Origin of the sequence: Mucilaginibacter jinjuensis, from assembly GCF_028596025.1 — a bacterium.
In the GTDB taxonomy this organism is placed as follows: domain Bacteria; phylum Bacteroidota; class Bacteroidia; order Sphingobacteriales; family Sphingobacteriaceae; genus Mucilaginibacter; species Mucilaginibacter jinjuensis.
Window position 1 is genome coordinate 3,156,535 of record NZ_CP117167.1, and the last position, 19,937, is coordinate 3,176,471.

Annotated in this window: 13 protein-coding genes and 1 tRNA gene; 9 read left to right on the top strand and 5 right to left on the bottom strand. The window is 41.8% G+C overall.

Annotated features, from left to right (window positions below; genetic code table 11):
* Positions 1-89 precede the first annotated feature (89 nt).
* The 3 genes from PQO05_RS14255 (at position 90) to PQO05_RS14265 (ending at position 6,273) form a co-directional block, all read left to right on the top strand.
* The gene (locus PQO05_RS14255) at positions 90-1,232 is read left to right on the top strand and encodes a TlpA disulfide reductase family protein (RefSeq protein WP_273627988.1); all 1,143 of its coding nucleotides are present in this window, start codon (positions 90-92) and stop codon (positions 1,230-1,232) included.
* Positions 1,233-1,293: 61 nt separating this feature from the next.
* On the top strand, positions 1,294-3,186 hold the full coding sequence (locus PQO05_RS14260; protein WP_273627989.1) for a protein-disulfide reductase DsbD domain-containing protein: 1,893 nt from the start codon (positions 1,294-1,296) through the stop codon (positions 3,184-3,186).
* A 231-nt stretch (positions 3,187-3,417) separates the two neighbouring features.
* Positions 3,418-6,273, top strand: a complete 2,856-nt coding sequence (locus tag PQO05_RS14265) for a M16 family metallopeptidase (RefSeq protein ID WP_273627990.1) — start codon at positions 3,418-3,420, stop codon at positions 6,271-6,273.
* Between the two features lie 359 nt (positions 6,274-6,632).
* Here the strand turns inward: PQO05_RS14265 and PQO05_RS14270 are convergent, their stop codons facing one another.
* The 5 genes from PQO05_RS14270 to PQO05_RS14290 all read right to left on the bottom strand — a co-directional run bounded on the left by PQO05_RS14270 (position 6,633) and on the right by PQO05_RS14290 (position 13,433).
* Positions 6,633-7,739: an efflux RND transporter periplasmic adaptor subunit gene (locus PQO05_RS14270; RefSeq protein WP_273627991.1), complete on the bottom strand. Its 1,107-nt coding sequence runs from the start codon at positions 7,737-7,739 to the stop codon at positions 6,633-6,635.
* On the bottom strand, positions 7,736-10,978 hold the full coding sequence (locus PQO05_RS14275; RefSeq protein WP_273627992.1) for an efflux RND transporter permease subunit: 3,243 nt from the start codon (positions 10,976-10,978) through the stop codon (positions 7,736-7,738). The genes PQO05_RS14270 and PQO05_RS14275 overlap by 4 nt, the downstream gene beginning before the upstream one ends.
* 7 nt (positions 10,979-10,985) lie before the next feature.
* Positions 10,986-12,449 (bottom strand): TolC family protein, encoded by a 1,464-nt coding sequence (locus PQO05_RS14280; protein ID WP_273627993.1) that lies wholly within the window; start codon positions 12,447-12,449, stop codon positions 10,986-10,988.
* A 24-nt stretch (positions 12,450-12,473) separates the two neighbouring features.
* On the bottom strand, positions 12,474-13,037 hold the full coding sequence (locus PQO05_RS14285) for a TetR/AcrR family transcriptional regulator (protein ID WP_273627994.1): 564 nt from the start codon (positions 13,035-13,037) through the stop codon (positions 12,474-12,476).
* A 306-nt stretch (positions 13,038-13,343) separates the two neighbouring features.
* A tRNA-Ser gene (locus tag PQO05_RS14290) sits at positions 13,344-13,433 on the bottom strand.
* A gap of 299 nt (positions 13,434-13,732) precedes the next feature.
* Between PQO05_RS14290 and PQO05_RS14295 the strand changes: the two genes are divergently transcribed.
* The 6 genes from PQO05_RS14295 to PQO05_RS14320 all read left to right on the top strand — a co-directional run bounded on the left by PQO05_RS14295 (position 13,733) and on the right by PQO05_RS14320 (position 19,853).
* Positions 13,733-15,229: a TonB-dependent receptor gene (locus PQO05_RS14295; protein ID WP_273627995.1), complete on the top strand. Its 1,497-nt coding sequence runs from the start codon at positions 13,733-13,735 to the stop codon at positions 15,227-15,229.
* Between the two features lie 111 nt (positions 15,230-15,340).
* Positions 15,341-16,153 carry a patatin-like phospholipase family protein gene (locus PQO05_RS14300; protein WP_273627996.1) on the top strand — a complete coding sequence of 271 codons (813 nt, stop codon included), beginning with the start codon at positions 15,341-15,343 and terminating at the stop codon, positions 16,151-16,153.
* A 417-nt stretch (positions 16,154-16,570) separates the two neighbouring features.
* Positions 16,571-17,536, top strand: a complete 966-nt coding sequence (locus PQO05_RS14305) for a phosphatase PAP2 family protein (protein ID WP_273627997.1) — start codon at positions 16,571-16,573, stop codon at positions 17,534-17,536.
* A gap of 174 nt (positions 17,537-17,710) precedes the next feature.
* Positions 17,711-18,166: a carboxymuconolactone decarboxylase family protein gene (locus PQO05_RS14310; protein ID WP_273627998.1), complete on the top strand. Its 456-nt coding sequence runs from the start codon at positions 17,711-17,713 to the stop codon at positions 18,164-18,166.
* Positions 18,167-18,224: 58 nt separating this feature from the next.
* Positions 18,225-18,566, top strand: coding sequence for a YciI family protein (locus PQO05_RS14315; RefSeq protein WP_273627999.1), 342 nt, complete (start codon positions 18,225-18,227; stop codon positions 18,564-18,566).
* A 51-nt stretch (positions 18,567-18,617) separates the two neighbouring features.
* The gene (locus PQO05_RS14320; protein ID WP_273628000.1) at positions 18,618-19,853 is read left to right on the top strand and encodes an RNA polymerase sigma factor; all 1,236 of its coding nucleotides are present in this window, start codon (positions 18,618-18,620) and stop codon (positions 19,851-19,853) included.
* Positions 19,854-19,937: the final 84 nt, after the last annotated feature.

Sequence of the window (19,937 nt, forward strand, 5' to 3'; positions counted from 1 at the left end):
AATCACAAAAATGGCAAGCTGGTAATTACCGGCTTGCCTTTCTTATCACAGCTACCTAATAAAAATGATAGGTATTAACTCGAAAAACAATGAAATTTAAAATTATAGCCATTGCAGCAATGTTTCCATTGTTTGCATCGGCACAAAGCTCAAGTTTTACTATATCTGGTAAAATTGGCAACCTGAATAAACCTGTTACGGTTTACCTCGACTATAAAGATGACGGTGCCGGTCGTGAAGATTCTACTTTACTGGTTAACGGCACATTTAGTTTTACCGGCCATACTGAGGGTATTGCCGTGGCGCGGATGTCATTAGGCCACAATGGCGAGGGTAAGCAATTATCCATCTTTAAGGGAAATGATGACATCTATTTTTATTTCTCGAATGAAAATATGGTTATCAACTCCAAGGATTCTTTAATAAATGCGACTGTTACAGGTTCAAAAGTATATGATGATTATGCAGCATATAATAAAACCATAGGCGGATCAATTATGGAGCTGGACAGGGTTGCCAATAATGAATTTAAAAGCGGCACCCCGGCACAACAGAAAGATACTGCTTTTATTAAGGCAATTGATATGAGGTTCCGCAAAAATGTTGCTTTGAGAACCCAAAAGCAGATCCAATTTGCAAAAGATAACCCCGACTCATTCTTTGGCCTGGTAGCGCTTTCAGAATCGGTAGGTGCTAAAATGGATATTGAAAGAACCGAGGCAATTTACAACGCCATCAATGATAAATGGAAGGCAACAGCATTGGGCATTGCCATGGCCGAACGGATACAGGCTGCAAAAACTGTAGGTGTTGGTGATGTAGCCCCCTTGTTTACCTCAAAAAATGTAAATGGCAAACCCATATCGCTTGCTGATTATAAAGGCAAAGTGGTATTAATTGATTTCTGGGCAAGCTGGTGCGAACCATGCCGCGCCGAAAGCCCTAACCTTAAAACACAGTACAAATTATACAAAGACAAAGGCTTTGAAATTATCTCTATATCGCTTGATACTGACAGAAAGAGATGGTTAAAGGCAATTGCAGATGACGGCCTTACCTGGCTGCAAGCATCAGATCTGAAGAGTTTAACTGAAAGTGTAATTGCCAAAAAATACGGAATAGGGGCAGTTCCCTCGTTCTTTTTGATTGGCCGCGACGGCAAAATTATAGCCAACAGCGATATACAGGGCGAGGCACTTAATAAAAGGCTGGCAAAAATGTTTAACAACTAATCGTGTTTGAATAAGCTAACATTTTAGGGGTTAACCCTCCAAAATCAATTTAAAAACCGAGATGAAAAAATCCTTATTACTATTAATGGTAATGGCTTTTGCCAGCACCATTTTATATGCTGCACAGATAAACGCCAAACAAGACCCGTCGGCTAAAATACCGTTGAAGGTGTTGTATGTGGGTTACGATCCGCAGAAACCAATGCCCGCTAAACTGGTTTGGTATATGCCATCAGAGAAACGCTATGCCGAGTTTTATAAGACCCGTTTGCCTGCCTTTAAAAGCTTTTTGGAAAAAAACTTCACGGTAGTAAAAACTGTGGATGGAAGGGACTACGATTCCAAAATGTCTGACGATGTAGATGTAACCATTTTTGATGCCTACCCGGTTAAACTATCTGCCGATTTTAATCGCCCGGCTATATTACTGGCGGCTGTTGCACCAGATATTGGGATCCCTATCGGCTTAAAATTCGATTGGTATTGCCAGTGCTTAGAGAATGATGCGTTGAACATCAGAACATCGCACGAAATTTTTAATACCCCCAACAAGGTAAATCTAACCATGGTTACCCGCCCAACTCCGGGTGGTTTCTTCAATGGTTTTCAGGGGCCAAAGACGCCTAAAACGATGCCGATGTGGCGTGTAATTACCGAAGGCTTGGATGAGAAGAACCCTTACCTGATCGGTATGGTTGCCCATGGCGAAGGTTTTGCCGATTCGCCCGATGCGGAGGTGATCTCTGGCGGTGTATGTTTAAAGAATGCCGAAGCTGTAGCACTGGGCCGCCATGGTAACTACTTTATGTGGGGCTTTGCTGCTTCGCCGGAGTATATGACCGATGAGGCTAACAAGGTTTTTGTAAACACGATATGCTACATCAAAAAGTTCGACAAAAGAACCCCGATAGTTAAAAAGGTACAGCAAGCCACCCGCGAAGAGGTTGACGAGAAGATCTATCGTGCTGATGAAGAGCTTTACAAAAAATCATTAGTTGCCCGCAAAGAAGGTAATGACCGCCTCAGAAGGATGCAGGATTCGCTCCGTGCCAAAAAAGCTGCCGGTGCTGATATTGGCAGGGGAAATGAGATGTTCCTGAAAATGCCGTTCACAGATGCTGTACAAAGCTATGACGAGTATTTAAAACAATGGCAGGGCGAAGAGCTTTACGCCAAATTTGGTACTGATACTAAAAAGTACATCCAATACTACCACGATAATTATGAATATTATTATCCAACAGGCTTTCAAAGTGTAGGGGTGGATGAGGATGCGCAAAAGTTAGGCGTATCTAACAGGAGCAAAGAGATGCTGGAAAAATGTATTAGTATGCTCGAAAAAGATGAAAATGATGTATTGGCACGCCGCCTTTTAGAGCGTTACACCACCGAGAAATTTGCAACAGCCAAAGAATGGAAAGCATGGTACGATAAAAACAAAAACAAGCTGTTTTATACAGAAAGCGGTGGCTTTAAATTTATGATTGATACTTATGATAAACCTGCACCTGCTTCAAATCCATCTGCTTCGACAGCGGCACCCAAAGAGAGCGTTGCCGGGCCAACACTGGCAGACCCGGTAAGTGTTACCGCCAACCTGCAATATACCAGCGATAAAAAACACGCCGATATTATTGTAGAAGCCAATATTTTACAAGGCTGGCATATTTACGCCTACCTGCCGGCAAACAGCCCCTACATACAAACTGAAACTTTACTAGAGTTGCCCAAAGGAGCCAAGGCAAGTAAAAACGGTTGGGACAGTACAGCAGGTATACCATACCCCGGCCTTGATAACATATTTGTTTATGAAAACAAAGTTACGTTTAAGGTTAATGTAGATATGACGAACGTAAAGAAAGGCTCGCTCATTAAATGCGGCTTGTATTATCAAACCTGTAATGATAAAAAATGCCTGCAGCCACAACGTAAACTTTTAGTACTTAAATCTTAGTATAAACAGTTGAATTAAAAAGGATAGAAGTAGTATTGAAATCGGTTATTGAAAAAACATACAATAGGTTTGCTTGTAATGAGTGAAATTCCGAAAAAAATATCAATAATTATATATAAAACCATAAAATTTATGGAATTATTGCCATTCATTGCTATTAAAATCTGATATGTGGAGCTTAGTCCGAAATTTAATACTGTATATCCTCATCAACGCTACTAACAATCACAAATGAAAACGAATTTTAAAATAGCTCTTGGCTTATTCGCTATGAGTATGCCTATATCGGTAACATACGCGCAGCAAACGCCACCAAAACTGATAGAAAAGGTGGTTAAAAAAGGCGACGAGATCGTGATCCCTTATCAGAAATATGTGTTATCAAATGGGCTTACGGTTATATTGACAGAAGATCATTCTGATCCCATTGCCCATGTTGATGTAACCTATCACGTAGGTTCGGCACGTGAGGAGATCGGTAAATCTGGTTTCGCTCACTTCTTTGAGCACATGATGTTCGAAGGATCAGACCACGTAAAAAGCGGCGATCACTTTAAAACCGTAAACTCTGTAGGCGGAACTTTGAATGGCTCTACCACCTTAGATCGTACCAACTATTTCGAAACCGTACCCAGCAACCAGTTAGAGAAAATGCTGTGGCTGGAATCAGACCGGATGGGTTTTTTGCTGGATGCCGTAACGCAGAAAAAATTTGAGATCCAACGCTCGACAGTAAAAAACGAACGTGGGCAGAATTATGATAACCGTCCGTACGGTTTGGCTTCAGAAGCGGTGTCAAAAGCATTATATCCTTATGGTCACCCGTACTCATGGTTAACCATTGGCTATATCGAAGATTTAAACAAGGTTGATGTAAACGATTTAAAACGTTTCTTTCTACGTTGGTACGGCCCTAATAATGCAACCTTAACTATAGGTGGCGATATCGATGCCAAACAAACACTGGCTTGGGTCGAGAAATATTTTGGCTCTATCCCACGCGGCCCCGAGGTTAAAAATGTAACCCTGCCTGCACCGGTTTTAACTGCCGACAGGTATACGTCTTTTACCGATAATTATGCCCGCTTGCCGCTGTTGTTAATCGAGTATCCGGGTGTTAAAATGTACGATAAAGATCAGTCGGCGCTGGATGCGCTGTCGTTAATTATCGGTCAGGGTAAAAACTCTATCCTTTATAAAAATTTCATCAAAAGCCGTAAAGCTACCGATGCGCAAATGTTCTCTACCAATTCAGAATTGGCCGGCGATATCGGTATTGAGCTGATGCCTTTCCCGGGTCAGACACTGGCAGATATGAAAAAACTGCTGGACGACTCTTTTGCTGAATTTGAGAAAACAGGTGTTACTGATGAAGATCTTGCCCGCTTTAAAGGTAGTGCCGAAGCCGATTTTATTAACGGTTTGGCCAGCGTATCGGGCAAAGTGAGCGAGCTTGCTGCTTCTCAAACATTTTCTGGCAATCCCAATCAGATTGGTCGTGAGCTAGAGAATATCCGCAAGGTAACTAAGGCCGATGTAATGCGTGTATATAACCAATACATTAAAGGCAAAGCGGCAGTTTATTTAAGTGTGTTGCCTAAAGGAAGCACGCTGCAACCTTTGGCACCCGATAATTATACCCCGGATAGCAAAGGTTATAAAGCGCCTGATTACGGTTATGATAAACTGACTTACCATAAGGCCAAAGATAACTTCGACCGTAATATTGCACCATCAAACGGCCCGAACCCTGTTGTAAAAGTCCCTCCATTCTGGACTGCAAAAACAGACAATGGTGTTAAAATGATTGGTACTTACAATGATGAAATCCCAACCATTACCATACAAATCAAAGTAAAAGGCGGCGGTTTACTGGCCGCTAAAGACCCATCAAAAGCAGGTTTACCGGTTATGGTAGGGCAAATGTTAAATGAGGGTACAGAGAAATATTCGGCAGAGGAAATTAATGCCATGCTTGAGAAAATCGGCAGTCATGTATCTGTATATACATCCGGCGAAGAAACGGTATTTTATGTATCGTCATTAACCAAATACCTCGACCAAACACTGGCCCTTGTACAAGAACGCCTATTACACCCTAAGTTTACCCAGGATGCTTTCGACCGTATTAAAAAGCAAGACCTTCAAAACTTGCAGGTTGCTAAAACCCAACCTGCAGGGGTAGCAGGTAGCGTTTATAATAAGATTTTATTTGGTAAAGATAACATCCGCACTTATGGTTTATCGGGTACAGAACAAACGGTACCAAACATTACACTGGCCGATGTGCAGGCATATTATGATAATTATTTTGCGCCAGGCTTAACCTCTGTTGTAATAGTTGGTGATGCTACAGAAGCTGCCATTAAAACCAAACTTGCCTTTTTAAATAGCTGGAAGCCTAAACAGGTTGATGTACCGGGAGCTATAGCAAATGGACCTGCTACAGATGGTACTAAAATTTACCTGGTTGATATCCCTCACGCAGCACAGTCAGAGATCAGAGTCGGTTATTTAACCGGTTTAAACTTTGATGCTACAGGCGTTTATTATCGCCTGGGTTTAGCCAATTATACACTTGGTGGCAGTTTCGACAGCCATTTAAACATAGACCTGCGCGAAGAAAAAGGCTGGACCTATGGTGCAAGCTCTGGCTTTGCTTCAGGTACTTATGGTGGTATGTTTACTGCATCTGCCGGGGTACGTGCCTCGGCAACGGATAGTGCTGTTGTTGAATTTGTGAAGGATATTAAGGCTTACGCCGATAACGGTATTACCCCGGCTGAGCTTGCTTTTACCAAAACCTCGATAGGGCAGAGCGATGCGCGCAAGTATGAAACCAATGATCAGAAAGCCGCTTTCCTTGGCCGTATCCAGCAATACGATTTAAAACCGACTTATGTTGATGAGCAAAATAAGATACTGGCCAATATCACCCAGTCCGAGATCAACGAACTGGCAAAAAAATACCTTGATATAAGCCACATGGCTATTTTGGTAGTTGGCGATAAAGAAAAAGTAATGCCCGGCTTGCAAAAATTGGGCTACCAGATAGTAGAATTAGATGCCGATGCGAATAATAAATAGTTAGTTTAATAGTAAGAGGGGGGCGCCAAATGGTGTCCCTCTTTTTTTATGGTGTCAGGTACGGTGTGTTTATAAGTTAAACAGATGTTGGTAGCGGCTTAAACGCCTATGATACTCTATGATGAAATAACATTAGAGTTTTTTATAACATCAGTTTTTATACTGATTGGCATAGTAGCGCTATATGCTATAATTCGAATGCTGATTAATCGTCATAAAGGCAGGGACGAAATGGACGGGTTATTATGATGGCTTTTATTGTAACTTATAGCCAAATAAAAAGGTCCGGATGTAAATACATCCGGACCTTTTTATTTGACACGATGATCGGCAAACATTATAAGCCGGTTGCAGCTACATTAATGTCCGATCGAGGCACCATTTTTAATTTCTTCGCTGCCTTTTGCTACGTAATGTGCATTCTCTTTTAAGCTGGCACCAAAAACTTCGGCCAGGCTATCTGTTGCACGCCCTATACGTACCGGTACTCTTTTGGCAATATTTGCCGAGTCTTCGATCATAAATACACCTTCAGTTGAGTTAACCACGGCATGTTTAGGTACTACAAATGCGTTTGCATCTGCATCTAAGCCAATTACAGCTTCAGCAACCATGCCGGGCGACAGTTTCAGATCGTTATTCAGTACATCCAACTCAATATGCTCAGAACGCAATGTTTTATCCATTACACCCGCACGACGGGCAATCTTTGCACTGAATACCTGATCAGGGAATGCCTTAACAGAAAACTTAACAACATCATTTAGTTTGATGAAACCTTTATAGGCTTCGGGTATCTCTACTACCAAACGCAGGTGGCGTTGCTCCTGCAAGGTGAAGATCGGTAGTTCTGAACCTTTACCCGCAGGGCCAATATATGCACCCAGGTTCACATTTCTGGCGCTGATAACACCATCAAAAGGAGCGCGGATGGTTAAATATTGTGTAATAGTGCGGTTCGCCTCATAATCTGCCTTGGCCGATTGCATTTGAGCCAAATCTGAATTACGTTTGGCACTGGCAATATCCACATCGTTTTTAGAGATGGTACCCGGCGTTTTGCTGGCATCAATAATACGCTCATAGGTTGCATTACTTTGCTCGTATATGGCTTGTTGCGCCTTATACTTTGACATAGATGATGCCAGTTGCTGTACCAGTTCAGGTGCTTCCAGCGTGGCCAGCACCTGGCCTTGTTTTACCTCTGAACCCACATCAACACCGAGGCTTTTAACATAGCTATTCACTTTGGCGTAGATATCCACTTCGCGGTAAGCAGTCAGCTCCGAAGGTACTTTTAGCTCAGTGTGCATTGCACCCTTTGCAAGTGCAAAGGTGGTTGGTGCTGCAGGGGCTTCAACAGTTGCAGCTTTTTTCTCAGTTTCTTTGTTTTCTTCGTTTGAAGAACAGCCCGCCCAAAATAATCCGGCAGCGGCAATCGTGACAATTATTGATTTAGTGTTCATATTTTAGCGCTTAAAGAGTTGATATATTCCAGGCTTTCCTCGTCGTTAGCTTCAAGGGAAACCGATTTAACAGATGCTTTTTCCTGTCCCCAGGCAAATACCAGTGGCAGGATAAATAGGGTGGCAAAAGTAGAGGCAATTAATCCGCCAACTACTGCACGGCCCAATGGGGAAGTTTGATCGCCGGCTTCGCCTAAACCACTGGCCATTGGGATCATACCCACCACCATGGCTAAAGCCGTCATCATAATAGGGCGTAAACGTAAGGCGGCGGCATCACGGGCTGAAAGCAAGGCATTATTATTAGTAAGCCTGATCTGCTCGGCATTGGTGATTAACAATACTGCGTTAGAAATAGATACCCCAACCGACATGATGATCCCCATGTAAGATTGCAGGTTCAAGGTAGAACCCGTAATGAGCAGCATAATCAATGAGCCAATAATAACCGCCGGAACAGTAGTTAGGATAACTGCAGATACCCGAAACGATTGGAAGTTAGCCGCCAGCATTAAGAAGATTACGATGATCGCTACCAATAATCCATTTTGTAAACTGCTGAGTGTATCGGTAAGCGTTTGGCTTAAACCTACCAGATCAACTGTGGTGCCACGCGGCAATTCGCCAAGGGAGGTAATGGCTTTCTGCACATCTGCGGCCGCTTTACCTAAATCTTTATTATTTAAGTTGGCAGTTACAGAAAGTACCGGCAGTGCACCAAGGTCATCGTTTTCGCCATAGGTGGTATCTGGTTTAATGGTAGCTACGTCGCTCAATACAGGGCGTGTGCCATTACGCAGCAATGGTATTTCGCCAATGTCGCTTAAGCTTTGCATTTTATTTTCGGGAACCTGTACCTGTACGTTATAACTGTTGCCGGTTTTTTCATCAATCCAGATGTTCCGGTCTGTATAGCGTGACGAAGACGTTGATGCGATAAGCGAGCGGGATACATCGTTTACATCCACACCCAATTGTGCAGCACGTTCGCGATCAATCTCGATATTAATAGCAGGGTACTTATTAGATTGTCCTAATTGGATATCACGTAAATATGGTATATCCCTTAGTTTAGCCATTAATTTTGCTGCATATTGCTCGTTCATCTTTTTGTTACGACCGGCAAAACGTACCTCGATAGGTGTTGGCGACCCCTGGCTTAATATCTTGTCTGTCAATTCTATCGGCTCGAAAGATAATTTAATGTCAGGGATCTGTTGAGCAACTTCATGACGGATCTTTTCTTTTAACTGATCGAGGTTGGTATGGTAATCTTCTTTAAAAGCTACCTGCAGCACAGCTTCCTGCGGGCCGGCCATCCAAAGGAATATTGGGTTGGTAGAGAATAAGTTAGGGTGGATACCAACATAAGCAGAAGTGATCAGTATGTGGTTTTCTCCCACAATGTTTTTGATGATCTGCGTAGTTTTTAATGTCTTATCCTCGGTACGCTCGATCCGGGTACCCTCGGCAGCACGGATACGTACCTGGAATTGCCCGCCATTAACCTTAGGCAGAATATCTTTACCAATATGGTTTAATAAAACCGCACCTATAATTACTGATACTACTAAATAGCCCAATACAATAGGTTTGCGCAAAGGCATAACCCGGTCAATAAAATTGAGGAACCGAACGCGCAGTTTATCAAAACGGCTAAGTTTTTCTGTAGGTGTATGTTTAAGCTCGTCAACAATATCATCCTTTTGGCTCCAAGTATGTTCTTCTGAACCTTTTGCCGGGTGATGTGCATGTTTAGCTTCGTGGCTTTTCATGATCCAGTTGGCCATTACCGGTACAAAGGTTTGCGCCAGGAAGTAAGACGTGATCATACTGAAACCGATAGCCAAAGCCAAGGGTAAAAATAAACCGCCAGGTATGCCACCCATAGTAAATGCAGGGGCAAATACAGCAAGGATACAAAACAGGATCAGCAATTTAGGGAAGGCGATTTCCTTACACGCATCCCAAATAGCGAGGCGCTTGGGCTTACCCATATCCAAATGCTGGTGGATGTTTTCGATGGTAACGGTACTCTCATCAACCAAAATACCAATAGCGAGTGATAAACCACTCAGCGTCATGATGTTGATGGTTTGGCCGAAAAGGCTCAGGAATAAAACACCGGATATAATAGATGTAGGGATAGTAAGAATTACAATGGTCGCACCCCGCCAGTCGCCCAGGAACAATAGTACCATTAAGCCTGTGAGCACAGCACCGATAGCGCCCTCTGATATCAAACTTTTTACGGCATTAATTACATAAACAGATTGATCGAAAGAGTAAGACAGTTTCACATCATCCGGCAACTGCGCCTGCATTTTGGGCAGCGATTTTTTCAATTTCTGTACCACATCCCAGGTGGAGGCATCGGCATTTTTGGCGATACTCATGTATACAGATCTTTTGCCGTTTACCAGTGCGTAACCTACTGTAATATCAGCAGCATCTTCTACAGCGGCAACATCGCGGATATATAAGTTGCCTACACCACCTTTAAACAACGGGATATTACCAAAATCCTGAATCTTGTGGATGGTGGTATTGGTAGGGGTAATGTAGTTTTTATCACCCACACGCACGTTACCCGATGGGGTAGTTTGGTTATTAATAGTAATAGCCTGTACAATTTGCTCTGGTGTAAGGTTATGGCTACGCAGTAACGTTGGGTCGGGTTTAATTACAACAGTACGGATGTTACCACCAAAAGGAGGAGGCGATAACAGACCGGGTATACTCGTAAATGCCGACCGCACATAAGTGTTAGCTAAATCGAGCAGCTCGTTATTATTTCGTTTGTCGCTGCTTACAATAACCTGGCCTACAGGCAGGGTAGAAGCATCGAAACGAATAATGAAAGGAGGGTTTGAACCGGCGGGGAACAGAGCCTGTGCACGCGCACTGGCTGCTGATGTCTCGGCTTCTGCAGCCGCCATGTTAGTGCCCGGGTAAAAGTTAAGTTTAATTAACGCCAAACCCTGGATGTTTTTGGTTTCGATACTTTTAACACCATTTACATACAGCAAGGTATTGATATACTGCTTGGTGAAAAAAGTTTCCATCTGGTTGGGGGTAAAACCGCCATACGGGTGGGCGATGTATAACACCGGCAGCCCCAGTTGCGGAAAGATGTCGATCTTAACCGACCGGAGCGTGCTGATCCCGAAAAACAGGATAGACGCCACCAGCACCATAATGGTGATCGGCTTTTTGAGTGCGAATAGAATTAAGTTCATGAGATATTTATAGGTTACTGTAGAAAATGTCAAAATCGCCGGTGGCCGCAGCCTTTAGCAATAGGGCTTGCCAAACGTTATTGTAGGCGATATCACGGTCGGTTTCGGCCCTAACCAATGCGTATAAGGCCTGGGTAACATCTACCAGGTTGGTGAGGCCATGGTTATAAAGCACCAATTTTTGATGGTAGGTATCGCTGGCGGCTTTTACTTGTAGCGGTGTTTCATAATAATCGGCAATGGCATTCTTAATCTTCGAGTCGGCAAAATTATTTTGCGTTATCAATTGCTGCTGAGTTAGGGCAAGCTCATTTTTTAAGCCTTCGCTGGTTAAACGCTGCGCTTTAACCTGCTGTTTGGTGCGGAATGGCTGCGTAAGGTTCCAGCTGATGCCCAGGGCAACAACGTAGTTTGTACGGTCTACACCTAAACCTTGTGACAGGCTGTTATCGTAGTTTGGATGATCGGCAGAGTAAGTATAATTAAAGCCTGAACCTCTTGCCTGCATGGCGGCACCCAAACTAAATGTGGGTAAGCCTAGGGTTTTAAAATATTTGGCTTGCTCGTCACTATATAGGATACGGTTTTTATAAAAGGCAATTACCGGGTTATTCGCGGCCAATGAATCATAAGTTGTTGGAAGCGTTTTTGGCAGGTTTGCAATGAATACGGTATCGGCCTGTATTTTTTGTGGTTGGGTTCCCAGCAGCTTAATTAACGAGCTATTCTGTTCATCTTCATAAGTCATGGCATTAAGCAGGATGCTTTTCGCGTTTGATACTTCTGCGTTTGCTTGTGATGAATCAACGCCTGCAAGCAAATCTCGTTTAGCCTTGCGGACAATAATCCGTCGTAGCGTATCGGCACGGTCAAAATTTTTACGATATGATGTGGTTAATCGCTGGGCCGCCAGTAAATTAAGATAAGCGGCTGAAACCCTAACCTCATGCTGAAATTTTTCCTGCGAAACATCGCTGGCATCAAGGTTACGTTTAAAATCTGCAGTCAGGATTTTCTGCTTTGATCGTCCAAATGCAAAAAAGTCCCAGTTTACATTGGCGAGGTAAAGTGAACCAAAAGTTGCATTCCAGTTTTGGCTTCCCAATGGCAAACCTCCGGAAGCAATCCCTGAGGGGCCGAAGCCGTAAGCTGGGCCGTTTAGCCCATTGGCTGTTCCGTAATCGGCCTGTGTTGATAAATTGAAGTTGGGCAAATAATCAAGTTTGGCCTGCACAACACCTGCTGCCGAAGCCTTAGCATAAGCTTCTTTAGCTTTGATGGTACCATAATTATCCAAACCTGTTTGGATGGCTTGTTTTAAGCTCAGTTGTGTTTGGGCACTTGCCACAGTGCCCCCCAGTAGCAGGCTTAACGTTAAGGTCGTCATCAGGTGGCCTGATCTTCGGCTAAAAAATGGGCATAGAAATCCCCGTCCCGGCATGCCGGGCTTTTTAAAATGTGCTATTTTCATGGTTAATTGTTGATGGGTGCCGGGCTAAACCAGCTTGCGTACAATATTTTTAGCGTCCTCTAATGGTTGGTATGATTTGTTTATTTTAGCCATGAGCAGACTGCCCTCAAGCATTGAAAAAATAGTTTCTGCTAATTCGTCGTTACTTAACAGCCTATCCTTTGGCCGGTCTAACTGTTTAACCAAATCAATGACATGGGCTTTAATATCGTTCTTATATTTTTTAGTGCGCTCAAATACATCAATGTTATCATTCGAAACTTCGCCACTAATTTTTACAAAAGCACATCCCTTAAAATCGGTTTTTATCTGCCGGCTTATGCGGTAATCAAAAAGCGCAATCAGACGGTCGAACGGCGTTGTCATACCTGCGGTAAATATGGCCAGGTCTTCAAACCACTTACTGTATGCCTGATCTAAATAGGCCAGCAACAGATCATTCTTAGATTTGAAGTGATTATATAAAGAAGGCTTGGAAATATTTGCCTCTTCGATGATCTGGTTAATACCGGTTAAATTATATCCTTGCTCATAAAACAGGCGCTCTGCCGTTTCCATGATCTTATCTAATACAACTACTGGTTTCATGAACCAAAGGTAGATACAAATAGTAAACTTACAAGTCTGTTAAATTACTATTTGCAGATTTTAACAATACTTTGACTAAACGATACGCAATCGAATAATTATTTTGCTTTTGTTCTGATGAATGGTGGGAGGTAGTAAGAAAAATCACCCATACATAATCAAATCATTTAAAATGACATTGTTATAGGTTAGATTATCGCATATAAGGCTCGATGGATTCTGAATTCTACGCCTTAACTATCAAATATGTAAGATTGGTGCTAATAAAAAAAGCCTCTTAATCAAAATGATTAAGAGGCTTTTTACTGGCGGAGAGTTAGGGATTCGAACCCCAGGAACCTTTCACAGTTCAACAGTTTTCAAGACTGCCGCAATCGACCACTCTGCCAACTCTCCGGGCGCAAAAGTACAAATCCGGGGCGGATTGCCAAATTTGATTTTTAATTATTTTTTGAATGCCTTTTAAAACGGTGAAGCCCTGCGAGTTAATTTTTACAAAAGATGAAATATTTAAGGTGTTAAATAATAATACCGTAAAATGAGCGGTTTTAAAACAAACTTAACTAGTAAATGTAGCTTAAGATGCTTTAAATGCTTATTTTTGCGGCAACATTTAACAGGATAAACTTCTCTTAAATTTCTGCTATTGCTGGCTTCTGCATTTAGGCCAAATAATGATTTAAAATAACTCACGTATGAATAGCGTCATTCACAATAAAGATATTGGTACCAAACAAAAAGCGCTTGCTATTAACTTAGATTCGCAGATCTATGGCTCATTTGCCGAGATTGGTGCGGGGCAGGATGTAGCTGCAAACTTTTTTAAAGCCGGTGCTTCATCTGGCACCATAGCAAAAACCATGTCGGCTTACGACATGACTTTTTCTGATGCTATTTATGGCGTGCAGCAGGTTCGCCGGTATGTAAGTGAATCAAGATTAATATCGATGCTTAATCATGAGTATGGATTATTAATTGAGCGCCTTGCAGAACAGAGAGGCGACCAAACAACTTTCTTTGCGTTCTCAGATACGATAGCAGCACTTAACTACAATAAAACCAATGAAGGTCACGGCTGGATGGGGGTGCGTTTTCAGCTTAAACCCAATGGCGAGTTTAATGATGTAGTGCTACACGTAAAGTTATTAGATAACGATAATAATTTGCAGCAGCAAGCTGCAGGTATTTTGGGTGTTAACCTCATATATGCTTGCTTTTATTATCACGAAGCACCTCCTGTGTTTTTGCTTTCGTTAATGGATAACCTATCGAGAGACCGGATCCAAATAGATATGATCCGTTTTGAGGGACCCGACTTTAACAGGGTTGATAACCGTTTGATGAGTTTGCACCTGGTTAAATATGGTTTCTCTGATGCCGCCGTTTTTGGCCCCGATGGGCATAACTTGCAGCCATCTGAAGCTTTATATAAAAAACATACGGTAGTTATTCGTGGACGTTTCCGTCCGTTGATTAATGTGCACATGGATATGCTTAACACCGGCGTAAAGCAATTTTTGCAGGAGCCGGATGTTGATCCAAAAAATGTAATGGTTATTACGGAGTTAACGCTACAATCGTTAAAAGAACGGGATGCCGATCTAAATGCAGATATTGATGAAAAGGACTTTTTAGACAGGGTTGATATTCTTTGTTCGCTTGGGCAAACTGTACTCATTTCTAATTTCCACGAATACTATAAACTGGTAGCATACCTGTCTAAGATCACCAAATTAAAATTGGGCGTTGTTTTGGGTTATCCAAACCTCGAATATATTTTCTCTGAAGAGCATTACCAGGATCTTCCGGGCGGTATTTTGGAGTCTTTTGCTACATTGTTTAGTCGCAAGGTAAAGCTGTTTATTTATCCAACCCTGCGCGATGGTAATATTTTAAACTGCCTGAAATTTTTCCCGCCGCCGCATCTTATCGATCTGTTCCGTTATTTGCTTGCTAATAATAAGATTGAAGACATCCGGCATTATAACGAGAATAACCTGAATGTTGATACAGATAATGTATTACAGCTTATTAAAAAAGGCGCACATGGCTGGGAAGATTATGTACCTGCCGAAGTAGCAGCAGTGATAAAAGAGCGCTGCCTGTTTGGTTATGCCTGTGAACCAGAGTTTGTAAAACCAGATGCCGACGAAAAAGCTGAAACGCCTAAAAAGGCTTTAGATAAAGCATAACAAAGAAAAGATTAAAATGACAAAAAAGGTCTGCAAGTAATTTTTGCAGACCTTTTTTGTTAAACTTTTATATATCTGCAAATGTCTTATCTTCATATTATCAATAATAATATGAATTCATCTAAAGATCAAAGTCAACCAAAAAAGATAGGATTAGCATTGTCAGGAGGTGGTGCAAGGGGCGTATCGCATTTGGGCGTAATGCAAGCTCTAATGGATCACGGTATTCAATTCTCTCATATTTCGGGCACAAGTGCCGGGGCTATTGGTGCAGCATTTATTGCAGAAGGATATTCGCCAAAAGAGTTTCTCCAGATTATTAAAGATACCCGGTTGTTAAAGTTGTTACGCCCTTCGCTTGGCAGTACTGGCTTAATATCTATTCTTAATGCCCGGTTTTTAATAGAAAAGTATATCCCGCATAATTCATTCGAAAAACTTAAAATAAAGATTACAACCTCGGCGGTTGACCTCGGCGAAGGTAAATTGATTTATTTCACCGAAGGCGATCTTGATATGGCAATTTTAGCTTCCTGCTGTTTGCCGGGTATTTTTAGGCCTATTGTTATTAACGGGCACATGTATGTAGATGGGGGGATTTTAAATAACTTTCCTGTAGAGCCCTTGGTAGGTAACTGCGATTTGATCATCGGGTCGTCATGCAATCATTTACCTGTGGTTACCGAAATCAAATCGTTTGGCAACCTTGTAGATAGGGCCGCCATGATCGCTATTAATTCGAACCTTAACGTACATAAAAACTTATGCGATGTTGTTATCGAGCCACATGGCCTTGGCGGCTATGGCATATTTGATACCAAAGCTGTTGATGAGATTTTTATGATAGGTTATGAAGAAGGACTAAAAGCTATTGAGGGTAACGAAAGACTTAAAGAAATAGTTTTAAGGCAAAAGGCGGGATAGCATATAGCATTTAACACATATCATTTGCAACTTTTTAGTTACACTACTCGTAATGGTTGTAAAGGAGAAGCGGTGTATGCATAAGATATTTACAAATGTTGTATTAAATGTTATTTCTGTACTGCTTATTTTGATAATATTATTTTATCGGAGATATATTAAGACAAAGCTCAGCAAACTTGCCAGAAGTGGCAGGCTTACCGAAATCAGATCCCTGGAATTACAGAAAGAATACTGCTTGATGTGGATAGCGATAATCTTCATCATTAATTTAATGGCAAGGATGCTGTCATCGATTTAAGATCGTTATAAATTTCAATTCGGCTTACTGAGTTTTTTTGTTAATTTCGAAAGAAATATGCCCCTTTGATGACGATATTGACAAAAATTACCGCCATTCTATTCTTCTTTATCTTCATGTCTTTCTTTTGCGTTGCCCAGGAACGTGATTCGCTTAAAGCTACCCCGGCTATAGATAGCATCACTGCAAAGGTTGACACCACACCTGTAAAAGACGGCCACTTACAAACAGCCGGAAAAGCATTAAAAACAGCAGTATTGGACGTACCCGGCGATTTTGTACAAATGGGAAAGGTACTGACAAAAGATTGGCGTGTAACTGCTGCATGTGTAGGCGGTATTTCGCTGATGATACTTGCTGATAAACCGGTAACCCAATGGTATCAGGATCATATTGAAACAACGCTTAAGTATAAATTACCGGCACTTCCCGGTTCTAAGGGCAGTCGTTACTTTTATGGTAATGATGCCTATTTAGACTACGCCATATTAGGGTTATACGGTGGGTCATTAGCAGCTAATTATAAAACCGGGCAAATGGCTGCGCTAAACTCAATGAAAGCGTTAGCCTATTCATATCTTATTACACAGGTAACCCTAAAATCTATATTTGGAAGGGATAGGCCCGACCCAACTTTAAGCGACGGGAAACCACCAAGAAAAGGGTATACAGATAACCCATACGACTTTTTTAACTTTCACCGTGTTAGATTTGATACAGGTGGAGATGTAACCGGCATGTCTTTTCCATCTATGCATGCCACAGCCTATTTTGCCGTAGCCAAGGTAATGGCCATGGAATTTCACAACTATTGGATTCCTTATGGTACAGTTGCCTTTATTTTCTTTGCAGACGTAGATGCGCATCAGCATTGGGTAGGCGATATGGTAGCAGGAGGCTTATTAGGTACTGTAATAGGGCAGGGCATTGTAATGAGCTCCCGCTTGTTCGAAAAGAGACAGGAAGAAAAGAGAATGTTAGAGGGTGATGGAATTAAGCAAAAGAAAGTAGGTTTTAATTACCAGATATTACCGGCTATCTCAAGCAGCATGACTGGTGTTACGTTCTTTGTGTCGCTTTAATATTCGGATCTCACTATACTAAGGTCTAAATTTTTCTGATTTATGTCCTTTTTGCTATACCAGATAGCTACAAAATGAAGCGATAAAAAATATTTTCTGTCGGGTGTCCAATTGATAGTATCTCAATCATTATTGAGGTATAAACAAAAATTAATTATCTAACACCAACAGAAAATGGAACCAAGAATCAATTTTTTCGCAAAAGGACCTGACGCGCTGAAAGCAATGTATAGCCTTGGCGCTTACCTCGCAAAATCACCGGTTGAGCAAAAGTTACTTCATTTACTTTATTTCCGTGTATCTCAAATTAATGGCTGTGCTTTTTGCCTGGATATGCACTCGAAAGATTTACGCGCAGCGGGTGAAACCGAGCAGCGCCTGTATATGCTGGATGCCTGGCGTGAGGGAACCGTGTATACCAACCGCGAGCGTGCTGCCCTTGCTTTTGCCGAGGGGGTTACCAAAACTCATGTATCTGATGATGTATATACTGCTGCGGCTGCCGAGTTTACAGAGCAGGAACTTATAGATTTAACTATGGCAATAGTGACTATCAACAGCTATAACCGTATTAATATTGCTTTCCAAACCCCGGCAGGCAGTTATCAGCCCGGTCAATTTAAATCGTAATTATCAGTGCTATTTAGCAGGATTAATTTAAATTCACACAACAGTTAAATATATGAACATGGATCAGGCAAATAATGAATTTGTTTTTTTATTCCGCCAGCCGGATTTAAGCCATAATGCCGAAAATCATGATGAAATCCAGAAAAAATGGATGGAGTGGATTGATGGTATTACTTCACAGGGAAAATTAGCCAGTAATGGTCTCCACTTAACACCAGGAGGTAGTGTATTAAAAGCAGGCGGTGTAGTTACCGATGGCCCCTTTGTAGAAATAAGAGAAATATTGGGCGGCTTTATAGTAGTTAAGGCTGATAGCATGGATGAGGCCATTACCCTGGCCCATGGTTGCCCCGCTATTGATGAGGGCGGTAGCGTAGAGATTAGATCTGTATTTGTATAAACCTTTTTAATGCCTTTCCCGGCCAAATACAGGTTGGGAAAGGCTAAGTTAATGGATCAGCACGAATCAGCTTTAAAGCATCTATTTCAGCAGGAGTTTGCTAAAATGGTAGCGGTAATTAGTAAACTATATGGTTTACAATACATTGAAATTGCCGAAGACATAGTAAACGATACTTTTTTACTGGCCACCGAAACCTGGAGAGAGAAAGGCATTCCGCTTAATCCGGCAGCCTGGTTATATACGGTGGCTAAACAAAAAACGCTGCAATATTTCAGGCGTAATAAAATCTATGTTGAAAAGGTAATGCCCCAACTCAGTATGCAGCAGGATGGGCATACAGAAATGGGCGAGTTGAATTTCTCATACCAAAATATTAAAGATAGCCAGTTGCAGATGATTTTTGCCATCTGCACGCCGGCTATTGCAAGTGAAGCACAGATTGGCCTGGCCCTTCGCATTCTTTGCGGTTTTGGGATCGATGAAATCGCCGAGGCCTTTTTATCTAATAAAGAAACTATCAACAAACGATTATTTCGTGCTAAAGAAAAACTGCGAAGCGAGAAGATAAAAATAGAGTTCCCGCCCGAGAGCGAGATCCACACACGGCTCAATAATGTATTGCACATTATTTACCTGCTTTTTAATGAGGGGTACTATTCTAAAACACAGAATGAGATCCTGCGTAAAGATTTGTGCGTTGAAGCTTTGCGGTTAGGTATAATGTTGATCGAATATCCTAAAACAAATTTGCCGCAAACCAACGCCTTAATAGCATTGATGTGTTTCCACGCTTCGCGATTTAATGCGCGGCAGGCCGGTAGTGGTACAACTGTGCTTTATGATCAACAAGATGTAGCGTTGTGGGATCAACAATTAATTAACCAAGGCATACACTTCCTGAAATTGTCTGTACAAGGAAACGAAATTACCTCTTACCATCTGGAAGCGCGTATTGCCTATTGGCATAGCCAAAAGGAGGATACAGCTGATAAATGGAAAGAGATTTTACAACTGTATAATCAGCTTTTACAGATCAATTATTCGCCGATGGTGGCATTGAACCGCACTTACGCTTTATACAAGGTAAACGGACCGGAGGCCGCACTAACAGAAGTTCTGGAATTGAACCTGGTTCAAAATCATTTTTATTACCTTTTACTGGGCGAGTTATATCAAACTATTGATATTACCATGGCAAAAAGCAATTATGAGAACGCCAAGGCCTTAGCCAAAACTCAAATAGAAAAACAAGGCATCCAGGAAAAAATAGATAAACTTGGGTGAGCCATAAGAGAAGTTAACGACTACTTGTTTATCCATAAGTGAAATTGCTTATGCGCCTGGGTTTGATATTTTTCTTTAGCTTTT